Raw genomic sequence first — 12327 nt, 5'->3', positions numbered from 1 at the left:
TGGTTTCCGGATCGAGCTGGGTGAGATCGAGGCGGCGTTGCTGGCGTTGCCGGAGGTCGCGCAGGTCGCGGTGCTGGCGAAGTCGGATCCGCGGACCGGGGATCGGTTGGTCGGGTATGTGGTGCCCGGCGGTGCGGCCGGGTTGGATACGGGGCGGATCCAGTCGGAACTGGCGCAGCGGTTGCCGTCGTACATGGTGCCGTCGGCATTCGTGGAACTGTCCGCGCTCCCATTGACCGTCAACGGGAAGCTGGATCGTAAGGCTCTGCCGGAGCCGGTGTTCGAGGCTCGTGCGTTCCGGGCTGCGTCGACTCCGATCGAGGAGATCGTGGCGGGTGTGTTCGCCGATGTGCTCGGGGTGGACCGGGTCGGCGCCGACGACGATTTCTTCGCGCTCGGTGGTAACTCACTGGTCGCGACGCAGGTGGCGGCGCGGTTGGGTAAGGCACTCGACACGACTGTCCCGGTGCGGGCTCTGTTCGAGGCGTCGACGGTGGCCGGTCTGGCGGTGCGGGTGGAGCAGCATGCCGGGTCCGGTGCGCGGACGCCGCTGGTGCCGCAGCCGCGGCCGGAGTTGGTGCCGTTGTCACTGGCGCAGCAGCGCATGTGGCTGATCAACCAGTTCGATCCCGGTTCGCCCGCGTACAACATTCCGCTGGCGATCCGGCTGACGGGTGAACTGGATGTCGCCGCCATGCGCGCGGCGGTCGCGGATGTGCTGGAACGGCACGAAACGCTGCGGACGCGGTATCCGGTCGGCCCCGGCGATCGCCCGTACCAGGAGGTCCTGCCGGCCGCGCAGGCTCTCGGTAGTGGGCTCGAGGTCGCTGCCGCCGCTGATCCGGTGGCTCGGATCAGCGAGCTGATGTCGGTCGGTTTCGATGTCACCCAGGAGGTGCCGGTCCGGGCACTGCTGCTCGAAACCGGACCCGGCGAACATGTGCTCGCGTTCGTCGCGCACCACATCGCGGCCGACGGTGCCTCGATGGCGCCACTGGCCCGGGACCTGATGACGGCCTACCTGGCTCGTGTCGGTGGTGATTCGCCGGGCTGGTCGCCGTTGCCGGTGCAGTACGCGGACTTCGCGCTGTGGCAGCGTGCGGTGGTCGGTGACGAAACCGACCCGACCTCGCCGGCCGCCGGCCAGTTGGCGTACTGGCAGAAACAGCTCGACGGGGTTGCCGTGGATGTCGAGCTGCCGCTGGACCGGCCGCGTCCGCCGGTACCGTCGATGCGCGGCGGGCTGACGAGTTTCGCCGTCGAGGCCGAGGTGCACCGCTCGCTGGACGAGTCGGCGCGAGCACACGGCGTCACGCTGTTCATGGTGATGCACGCCGCGGTGGCCGTGCTGTTGTCCCGGCTCACCAACGCCGGCGATGTCGTGGTCGGCACCCCGATCGCCGGACGCGGGGAGCAGGAGCTCGACGATCTGGTCGGTATGTTCGTCAACACCCTGGCGTTGCGTACCAAGGTGGAACCCGATATGACCTTCGCCGAATTGCTGGAGCAGGCCCGGGAGACGGATCTCTCGGCATTCGCGAATGCCGATATCCCGTTCGAACAGGTGGTGGGAGCGGTACTGCCGGGCCGGGCCACCGCGCACAACCCGCTCCTCGGTGTGGTGCTGTCCTTCCAGAACACCGAACAGCCCACGCTGGATCTGCCCGGGCTCAGTGTGCAGGCGCTGGGAGAGCAGGCACTGGCCGCGAAGTTCGATCTCCAGATCGGTATCGACCCGCAGCGGGACGCCGACGGCGGCTTCGGGGAACTGTGGTCGGTATTCGGGTACGCCACCGACCTCTTCGACGAATCGACCGTGCAGTCCTTCGGTCGCCGGTTCGCCCGGATCCTCGCCGCGGTGGCCGCCGACCCGCAGGTCCGGGTGGGTGAGATCGATATCCTCGATACCGCCGAACGCGACCGGATGGCGGCGCCCGCGCAGCCGGTGGCGCCCGCTGCCACCACCGGTACCGCGTTGCCGCAGACGCTGCGCGCGTCGGTGGAGGACGATCCGGAAGCCCCCGCGGTGGTATGGGGTGAGGAAGAGGTCTCCTATCAGGAGCTGGACGCGCGTTCGTCGCGGCTGGCCCGGGTCCTGATCGGGCGCGGGTACGGGCCGGGTACCGGTGTGGTGCTGCGGCTCGAACGCGGGGTCGACGCGGCCGTCGCGACCTGGGCGGTGCTCAAGGCGGGTGCGGCGCTGGTGCCCGCCGACGCGGTGTCCGCCGCCGCGGCCGCGGGTCTGTCGGTCGAGGCCGGCCTCGTGGCGGGCGCGCCGCCGGCCGCGCCGGGAGTCGACTGGCTGGTGCTGGATGATCCGGCGCGTATCGCGGAGATCGCGGCGGAGTCGTCCCGTCCGGTGACCTACGCCGATCGGGTGCGGCCGCTACAGGGCGGCGATCCGGTATGCGTCGGCGCCGGTGGCCGTGTGCTGTCCTACGACGAGCTGGCCGCCGTGGTGGCCGAAGTGCACACCGTGACCGGGCTGACCTACGAATCCCGGACCTTCCGGTACGGCCGTAACAACGGTCCGGCCGCGGTGGCCGAGATCGTGGCGGCGGGCGCGGCGGGCGCGGCGGTGGTGCTCGTACCCGAGGTCACCGGCGCGGCGCTCGGCGACGAATGGGTCACACACCTGTGGATCGACCGGGCAGGCCTCGACGCCTTGGAGCCGGACGCCCTGGAGGATCTGTCCGCGCTTCTCCTGGAGGAGGCGGGCCGGCCGGACGGAGCGTGGGCAGCGGTGGAGCAGATGCTCGAGCTGAGCGCTCTGCTGGACTGAGCCCTCCGGTGTAGCGGCCCCGGTCGCCCGGCGTCACCGTCGCCGGGCGACCGGCCGCGTCGCCGGGCGCCGGCATCCTCGGTGGTAACAGATGGGTACCTCCGGCCCATGTAATGATGGACGACGGCGAGTCCGGCGGCGATCGACCGCGCCCTGCGCGAGGTACGCCCAGCAGGTCGGTAGCGGTCCGCTGTCGGCGGGTGCACCGCCGGAGGAAGCGAACAAGGCAGGCAAGGCAGGTTGATGGGTTCGGTTGTCGGTGAGCAGTGTGACCACCACCAGGAAGTGATGTAGGCATGACCCGAACGGCGCGCACACGACCCACCCGAACCCGGCGGCCCAGGGGGACCACCCTGCCCCAGCTCATGGCGACGGCGGTCGAGACCAATCCCTCGGGTGTCGCGATCAGCTACGCCGACGCCACCGGTAACCTCGGCCGGCTCACCTACGCCGAACTGGACGAACGCTCCAACCGGCTGGCCCGGCTGCTCATCGCCCGCGGTATCGGGCCCGAGGATCTGGTCGCGGTCGGGATCACCCGCTCGATCGAATCGGTGGTCGCGGTATGGGCGGTGGCCAAGACCGGCGCCGGCTATGTACCCGTCGACCCGACCTATCCGGTGGACCGCGTCACACATATGGTCATCGATTCCGGTGCCGTCCTCGGACTGACCGTCACGGAATCGTCCGCCGGACTGCCCGGTCGGGTGGAGTGGGTCTCCATCGACAGCGCGGAGATCGCTGCCGGCCTCACGCAGTACTCGGCCGAACCGGTGTCCTTCGACGAGCGGCTGCGGCCGCTGCGCGCCGAGCATCCGGCCTACATCATCTACACCTCGGGTTCGACCGGGACGCCGAAGGGCGTGGTGATCACGCAGGCCGGGCTGGCCGGGTTCTGCGCCGAGCAGCGGGAACGGTATCGCGTCGACACGACCGCTCGTACCCTGCACTTCGCCTCCCCCTCCTTCGACGCCTCGGTGCTGGAACTGCTGCTGGCGCTGGGCGGCGCGGCGACCATGGTGGTGGTCCCGCCCACGGTGTACGGCGGTGACGAACTGGCCGGGCTGCTGCGCAGCGAAGGGGTGACCCATGCCTTCGTCACGCCGGCCGCGCTGGCCTCGATCGATCCGGCGGGCCTGGACGATCTGCGTGTCGTGATCACCGGCGGTGAAGCGTGCCCGCCGGACCTGGTGCGGCGCTGGGCCGTTCCCGCGGCGGATGGGCGTCCGCGGGAGTTCTTCAACGCCTACGGCCCGACCGAGACCACGGTCGCGGTCAATATCAGTGACCCGATGCAGCCGGACGAGCCGGTGAGCATCGGCGCGCCGACCCGCGGTATCACCGAATACGTCCTGGACGAACGGCTTTCCCCACTGCCGACCGGCGTGACGGGCGAACTCTATATCAGCGGTGCCCAATTGGCGCGCGGCTATCGCAACCGGCCCGGGCCGACCGCGGAACGTTTTGTGGCCAACCCGTTCGCCGAGGACGGCTCCCGGCTCTACCGCACCGGCGACCTGGTGCGCTGGCTGGCCGACGGGTCACTGGAATATGTGGGCCGCAACGACTTCCAGGTGAAGATCCGTGGCTTCCGGATCGAGCTCGGTGAGATCGACGCCGTACTGGCCGCACACGAATCGGTGGATTTCTCTGTCACCGTCGGCTATGAGCCCTCCAGCGGCGCGACCGTCCTGGCCAGCTATGTGCATCCGGCCGCCGGGGCCGCTGTCGACCCCGACGAGCTGCTCGCGCTGGCCGCGAGCCGGTTCCCCGCGTACATGGTTCCGGCGAGTATCACCGTCCTCGACGAGATCCCTCTTACTCCGGGCGGCAAGGTCGATCGCCGCGCGCTGCCCGAACCGCAGCTGCGGACCAAGGCGTACCGGGCGCCGGACAGCCCGTTGGAGAAGCAGGTCGCGGCTGTTTTCGCTGATCTGCTGAATCCCGTCGATCCGGTCGGCGCGGACGACGATTTCTTCGAACTCGGCGGTAATTCGCTGATCGCCGCCCAGGTCGCGGGCCGGTTGGGTGCCACGGTGGACGCCCGGATTCCGGCACGGGTGCTGTTCGAGGCGCCGACGGTGGCCGAGTTCGCCGAACGGCTGGCCGAGCTGAGCGGATCCGGCGGCCATCGGCCGCTGGTGGCGCGGGAGCGGCCGCAGCGGGTGCCGTTGTCGTTGTCGCAGCAGCGGATGTGGTTCCTGAACCGGTTCGATCCGGAGTCGGTCGCCTACAACATTCCGATGGCGATCCGGTTGTCGGGTGCGCTCGATGTGGACGCCCTGCGTGCCGCCGTCGCGGATCTGGTGACGCGGCACGAGGTGTTGCGGACTGTGTATCCGGAGACCGAATCGGGTCCGGTGCAGGTGGTGTTGCCGGTCGGTGAGGCCGCGCCGCGGTTGCGGGTGGGTTCGGTTGCGGCGGGGGAAGAAGTCTCGGCGGTGGCGGAGCTGGCGTCGGCCGGTTTCGATGTGACGGCCGAGGTGCCGATGCGGGTGGCCCTGTTCCGGGTGGACGCCGCAGCGGCCGGTGCCGGATCGGATATCGGCGACGCGGTGGACGAATTCGTGTTGGCGATGGTGGTGCACCATATCGCCGGTGACGGCTTGTCGGTGGCTCCGCTGACGCGGGATCTGATGACCGCGTATGTGGCGCGTACGGCCGGGGAAGCTCCGGGGTGGGCGCCGTTGCCGGTGCAGTACGCCGACTACGCGATGTGGCAGCGTGAGTTGCTGGGTGACGAATCCGATCCGGAGTCGATCGCGGCGGCTCAGCTCGCCTATTGGCAGTCGGCGCTGGCCGGGGTGCCGGATCAGCTGGATCTGCCGACGGATCGGGCGCGTCCGGCGGTGCAGTCCTTCGCGGGCGGCCGGGTCGAGGTCACTGTCGATGCCGAGATCCATGCCGGTTTGCAGCGGATCGCCCAGGAGCAGAACGCGACGCTGTTCATGGTCGTGCACGCGGCGCTGGCGGTGTTGCTGGCGCGCCTGTCGGGTACCGATGACATCACCATCGGCACGCCGGTGGCGGGTCGTGGTGAGCAGGCGCTCGATGATCTGATCGGTATGTTCGTGAACACGCTGGTGTTCCGGACCGAGTTGGATCGTGGTGAGTCGTTCGCGGATCTGCTGGCGCGGCAGCGTGAGGTCGATATCGCGGCGTTCGCGCACGGGGATGTGCCGTTCGAGCGGCTGGTAGAGGTACTCGATCCCGCCCGGTCACAGGCGCGGCATCCATTGTTCCAGGTCGGGTTCGCGTTCCAGAACCTGGCGCCGTCCAGTCTGGAGTTGCCGGGCCTGACGGTTTCGGGGCTGGATTTCGATACCGCGATCGCACAGTTCGATCTGAACCTCGACCTCGGTGATTCCTATGACGAATCGGGTGCGCCCTTGGGCGTGGCGGGTTACCTGACCTATGCCACCGCGTTGTTCGACCACACCACCGTTCAGGGCTTCGCGGACCGCTTCGTGCGCTTGCTGGCCGCAGTGGTAGCGGATTCTTCCGTGCCGGTCGGCGACCTCGAGATCCTGGCGCCGGTGGAGCGGACCCGGGTGCTGGAGCAATGGAACGCCACCGCTTACCCCTTCACCCCTCGTCTGCTGCTGGAAGGCTTCGATCGGGCGGTGGCGGCTCACCCGGACCGGGTCGCGGTGTCGTTCGAGGGGACGAGTCTGTCCTACGGTGAGTTCGCTACTCGGGTGAACCGGTTGGCGCGAGTGCTGATCGCGCAGGGTGTGGGTCCGGAGTCGCTGGTCGGTTTGCTGGTGTCCCGGTCGCTGGACCTGGTGGTCGGAATGTACGCGGTGGTGGCCGCGGGTGGTGCGTATGTGCCGTTGGACCCGGCCCATCCGGCCGAGCGGATCGGCTACATCCTGGATACCGCGCGGCCGGCCTGTCTGCTGTCCACGACCATCGACGCGCGAACCGTCCACGGCGATGCGGTCTCCACCGACGCTGCCGGTACGGGCGAATTGGACGGGGTACCGGCGCTATTCCTGGATACCCTCGATACCAGCGGTTTCGACTCTGCGCCGGTGACCGATGCGGATCGGCTCGCGCCGGTGCGGCCCGGCAATACCGCGTACGTCATCTTCACCTCGGGTTCGACCGGCCGTCCGAAGGGTGTGGCGGTGCCGCATTCGGCGATCGCGAACCAGGTGGCCTGGATGCTGTCGCAGTACCCGATGGGTATCTCGGATGTGTATCTGCAGAAGACCGCGACCACGTTCGACGTGTCGTTGTGGGGTTTCTTCCTGCCGCTGTCCGTCGGCGCCCGGTTGGTGGTGGCGACGCCGGACGGTCATCGCGACCCGGCCTATCTCGCGCAGGTGATCGCCGAACAGCAGGTCACGGTGACGGATTTCGTGCCGTCGATGTTGACGATGTTCGCCGCACATACCGAGGCGGGGTCGATTCCGAGCCTGCGGCACGTATTCGTCATCGGTGAGGCCCTGCCCCCGGCGACAGTGACCGCGATGCACGCGGTCTCCGATGCCGCGGTACACAACTTGTACGGCCCGACCGAGGCCGCGGTGTCGATCACCTATTGGCAGGCCACGGGCGCCGAGTCGGGCAGTGTGCCGATCGGCGTGCCGCAGTGGAACAGCCGCGTGTATGTGCTCGACAGCAGGTTGCGGCCGGTTCCCGCGGGTGTCACAGGTGAGTTGTATCTCGCCGGTGACCAGCTTGCTCGTGGATATGTGACGCGTCCGGACCTTTCCGCCGACCGGTTCGTGGCGAGCCCGTTCGATACCGGCCGGCGGATGTATCGCACGGGTGACCTGGTGCGGTGGCAGCGGGTCGGTGGTCAACCGGTACTGGAATATCTGGGGCGCACCGATTTCCAGGTGAAATTCCGCGGCCAGCGCATCGAACTCGGTGAGATCGAGTCCGCGTTCCTGGCCCGGCCCGAGGTGAGCCAGGCCGTGGTCACCGTCGCCGCGTCCCAGCTCGGTGAGCAACTCGTCGCCTACGTCGTGCCGGCTCCGGGCGAGCAACTGAACTCCACCGAACTGCTCGGGGCTGTCCGGGATGTGCTGCCGACCTATATGGTTCCGGCGGCCGTGGTCGGATTGGACGCGTTCCCGCTGAACACCTCCGGGAAGCTGGATCGTAAAGCGTTGCCGGCGCCGGTGTTCGAGACCAAGGAGTTCCGGGCGCCGTCGACCCCGATCGAGGAGATCGTGGCCGGCGTCTTCGCCGACGTCCTCGATGTGCGTCGGGTCGGCGCCGCCGACGATTTCTTCGCGCTCGGTGGTAACTCGCTGATCGCGACCCAGGTCGCGGCCCGGCTGAGTGCGGCATTGGACACCACGGTCGCGGTCCGGTCGCTGTTCGAGACCTCCACCGTCGCCGCCTTGGCCGCGCGGATCCAGGAGCAGGCCGGTACCGGCGGCCGGGCGGCGCTGGTGGCGCAGCCGCGTCCGAGCCGGACCCTGCTGTCGGGCGAGACGGTACCGGCGGCGCCGTTGTCGCCGGCGCAGCAGCGGATGTGGTTCCTGAACCGCTTCGACGCGGCAACGGCTGCCTACAACCTGCCGTTGGCGATCCGCTTGTCGGGTGGTCTCGATGTGGACGCGTTGCGGCGGGCCGTCGCCGATGTCGTCGCGCGGCACGAGGTGTTGCGTACGGTCTACCCGGAGACCGAGTCCGGCCCGGTACAGGTGGTGTTGTCGGCCGGGCAGGCTGTTCCGCAGCTCGAGGTGCGGTCCGTGGCCGCCGGTGAGGTCGCGGCGGCGGTGGCGGAACTGGCGGCGGTGGGATTCGATGTGACCGCCGAGGTGCCGCTGCGGGTGGCGCTGTTCCGGGTGGACGACGCCGCCGACGAGTTCGTGATGGTGATGGTGGTGCACCACATCGCCGGTGACGGGTCCTCGGCGGGGCCGTTGACGCGGGATCTGATGATCGCGTACGCGGCCCGTGCGGCCGGCGAAGCCCCGGGCTGGGCGGCGTTGCCGGTGCAGTACGCCGACTACAGCATCTGGCAGCGCGACCTGCTGGGCGACGAATCCGACGCGGAGTCGCCGGCAGCGCAGCAACTCGCCTTCTGGCAGTCGACGCTGGCCGGGGTGCCCGATCAGCTGGACCTGCCGATGGACCGGCCGCGTCCGGCGGTGCAGTCGTTCGCCGGCCGCCGGGTGGAGCTCCATATCGACGCCGCGACCCACGCCGGTCTGCAGCGACTGGCACAGCAGCAGGGCGCCACTCTGTTCATGGTGGCGCATACGGCGTTCGCGGTATTGCTGTCGCGGTTGTCCGGAAGCGATGACATCACGGTGGGTACCCCGGTCGCGGGTCGTGGTGAGCAGGCGCTCGATGATCTGATCGGTATGTTCGTGAACACGCTGGTGTTCCGGACCCAACTGGATCGTGGTGAGTCGTTCACGGATCTGCTGGCACGGCAGCGGGAAATCGATATCGCGGCGTTCGCGCATGCGGATGTGCCGTTCGAGCGTTTGGTCGAGGTGATCAACCCGGCGCGTTCGCAGGCGCGGCATCCGCTGTTCCAGGTCGGGTTCACCTTCCAGAACCTCGCGGCGTCGAGTCTGGAACTGCCGGGCCTGACGGTGTCCGGGGTGGAGATCGATACCGAGAACTCTCAGTTCGACCTGAACCTCGTCCTCGCCGACGCCTACGACGATTCGGGTGCTGCGCAGGGCGTGGTGGGTTACCTGACCTACGCCACGGCGTTGTTCGACCAGGAAACGGCGGAAGGCTTCGCCGGCCGCTTCACCCGGTTGCTCGGTGCGATCGTGGCCGATCCCGCGACCCCGGTCGGTGACTTCGAGATCCTGGCTCCCGCCGAACGCACCCGGGTGCTGGCGGAGTGGAACGCGACCGAGCACGCGGTGCCGGCGCAATTGCTGCTGGACGGGTTCGAGCGGGCCGTCGCCGCGTATCCGGATCGGGTGGCGTTGTCGTTCGAGGGCACCACCCTGACGTATGCCGAGTTCGCGGGCCGGGTGAATCGGCTCGCGCGGTTGCTGATCGCGCAGGGCGTGGGTCCGGAATCGCTGGTCGGGGTGCTGATCTCCCGGTCGATCGACCTGGTGGTCGGTATGTACGCGGTAGTGGCGGCGGGCGGTGCGTATGTGCCGCTGGACCCGGCGCATCCCGCCGAACGTATCGGCTACATTCTCGATACCGCGGCACCGGTGTGTCTGCTGACCACCACCGCCGACGCGCGGGCCGTCGGTATCGGCGCGGACGGCGGCGCCGGTGCGGACGCCCTCGCGGGCGTACCGATACTGGCCCTGGACAGCCTCGATACCGATCGTTTCGGCTCGGCGCCGGTGACCGACGCGGATCGGTCGGCGCCGGTGCGTCTGTCGAATACGGCGTATGTGATCTTCACGTCGGGTTCGACGGGCCGGCCGAAGGGCGTGGCGGTTTCGCATGCGGCGATCGGCAATCAGATCGCGTGGTGGCTGGCGCAGTACCGGCTGGACGCCGACGATGTGTATCTGCAGAAGACGGCGACGACGTTCGACGTGTCGCTGTGGGGTTATTTCCTGCCGCTGGCAGTGGGAGCGCGCCTGGTCGTCGCGACCCCCGACGGCCATCGTGATGCCGAGTACCTGGCGCGGGTCATCGCCGAGCAGCGGGTGACGATGACGGACTTCGTTCCCTCGATGCTCGGAATGTTCGCCGCGCATACCCCGGCGGGTTCGATTCCCTCGCTCCAGCACGTGTTCGCGCTCGGTGAAGCGCTACCACCGGAGACGGTCGGTGCGATGCAGGCGATCTCCGATGCCGCGGTCCACAACGTCTACGGTCCGACCGAGGCGGCGGTGACGGTCACGTACTGGCAGGCGACCGGTACCGAGTCGGCCGGTGTGCCGATCGGTGTGCCGGAGTGGAACACCCGTGTGTATGTGCTGGATTCGCGGTTGCGGCCGGTGGCGCCGGGTGTCACGGGCGAGTTGTATCTGGCGGGCGACCAGTTGGCTCGCGGATATGTGACACGTCCGGATCTGTCGGCGGATCGTTTCGTGGCGAATCCGTTCGATGCCGGTCAGCGGATGTATCGCACGGGTGACCTGGTGCGGTGGCGCCGGGCCGAGACCCTGGTGGAGGGCCGCCCGGAGACTCGGCCGGCGCTGGAGTATCTGGGTCGTACCGATTTCCAGGTGAAGTTCCGTGGTCAGCGGATCGAGCTGGGGGAGATCGAATCGGCACTGCTGGCGCAGCCGGTGGTGAGCCAGGCCGTCGTGACGGTCGCGGCGTCCGAGCTGGGTGAGCAGTTGGTCGCCTACGTGGTACCCGCACCCGGCGAGCAGATCGTTGCCGCGGCGCTGTTGGACGCGCTGCGCGGCGTATTGCCGGTGTACATGGTGCCGGGCGCGGTGGTCGTGCTCGACGCGTTCCCGTTGAACACCTCCGGGAAGCTGGATCGTAAAGCCCTGCCCGCGCCGGTATTCGAAACCCGGGAGTTCCGGGCGCCGTCGACCCCGGTCGAGGAGATCGTGGCCGGCGTCTTCGCCGAGGTCCTGGGTGTCGAGCGGGTCGGCGCGGACGACGATTTCTTCGCGCTCGGTGGTAACTCGCTGATCGCGACCCAGGTCGCGGCCCGGCTGAGCGCGGCATTGGACACCAAGGTGGCGGTTCGGACGCTGTTCGAGGCCTCCACGGTGGCCGCGCTGGCCGCCGCCGCGGAATCCGCCACCGGACGGGGCGACATGCCGGTGCTGGCGCCGCGGGAGCGGCCGGAGCGGGTGCCGTTGTCGCTGGCGCAGCAGCGGATGTGGTTCCTGAACCAGTTCGACACCGGATCGTCGGCCTACAACATCCCGCTGGCCGTCCGGCTGTCCGGGGATCTCGATATTCCCGCGCTACGGCAGGCCGTCGCGGACGTGGTGGGCCGGCACGAAGCCCTGCGGACCATCTACCCCGCCCAGGACGGAAAGCCGTACCAGCAGGTCCTGCCCGTCGGCCGGGCGGTTCCGGATCCGACGCCGATCCCGGTTTCCGCCACCGAACTACGCGGCCGGATCACCGAGGTGCTCGCGACCGGTTTCGATGTGACGACCGAGGTGCCGTCGCGTGCGGCCGTGTTCCAGCCGGCCGACGGCGAATACGTGCTGGTGTTCGTGGTGCACCACATCAGTACCGACGGCTGGTCGATGGGCCCGCTGATCCGGGACCTGATGACCGCCTACGCGGCGCGCACCTCCGGTTCGGCTCCGGCGTGGACGCCGCTGCCGGTGCAGTACGCCGATTACAGCCTGTGGCAGCGCGAGGTCCTGGGTTCGGAGGACGATCCCGAGAGTCTGGTCAGCGCGCAGGCCGCTTATTGGCGCGAGGCGTTGGCCGGGTTGCCGGACGAGTTGAACCTGCCGGGTGACCGGCCGCGCCCGATCGTGCCGTCGATGGCGGGTGGCACGGTGCCGTTCGAGATCGATGCGGAGTTGCATCGGGCGGTGTCGCGGTTGGCGGCCGAGCACAACGCGACGGTGTTCATGGTTGTGCATGCGGTGCTGGCGTTGCTGTTGGCGCGGTTGTCGGCTACCGATGATGTGGCGGTGGGTACGCCGATCGCGGGTCGT

Annotated in this window: 2 protein-coding genes; both read left to right on the top strand. The window is 68.9% G+C overall.

The annotated features are described in order from the left end of the window. A partial coding sequence (locus IG75_RS0135340; RefSeq protein WP_030525707.1) for a condensation domain-containing protein occupies positions 1-2782 on the top strand: 2782 nt, incomplete at its 5' end. A gap of 296 nt (positions 2783-3078) precedes the next feature. Beyond that, on the top strand, positions 3079-12327 hold a 9249-nt coding region (locus tag IG75_RS0135335; RefSeq protein ID WP_030525708.1), incomplete at its 3' end, for a non-ribosomal peptide synthetase.

This window comes from Nocardia rhamnosiphila NBRC 108938, assembly GCF_000720425.1.
In the GTDB taxonomy this organism is placed as follows: domain Bacteria; phylum Actinomycetota; class Actinomycetes; order Mycobacteriales; family Mycobacteriaceae; genus Nocardia; species Nocardia rhamnosiphila.
The sequence above is the reverse complement of the archived record's forward strand: the minus strand, read 5'-3'. Positions and strand labels throughout refer to the sequence as shown.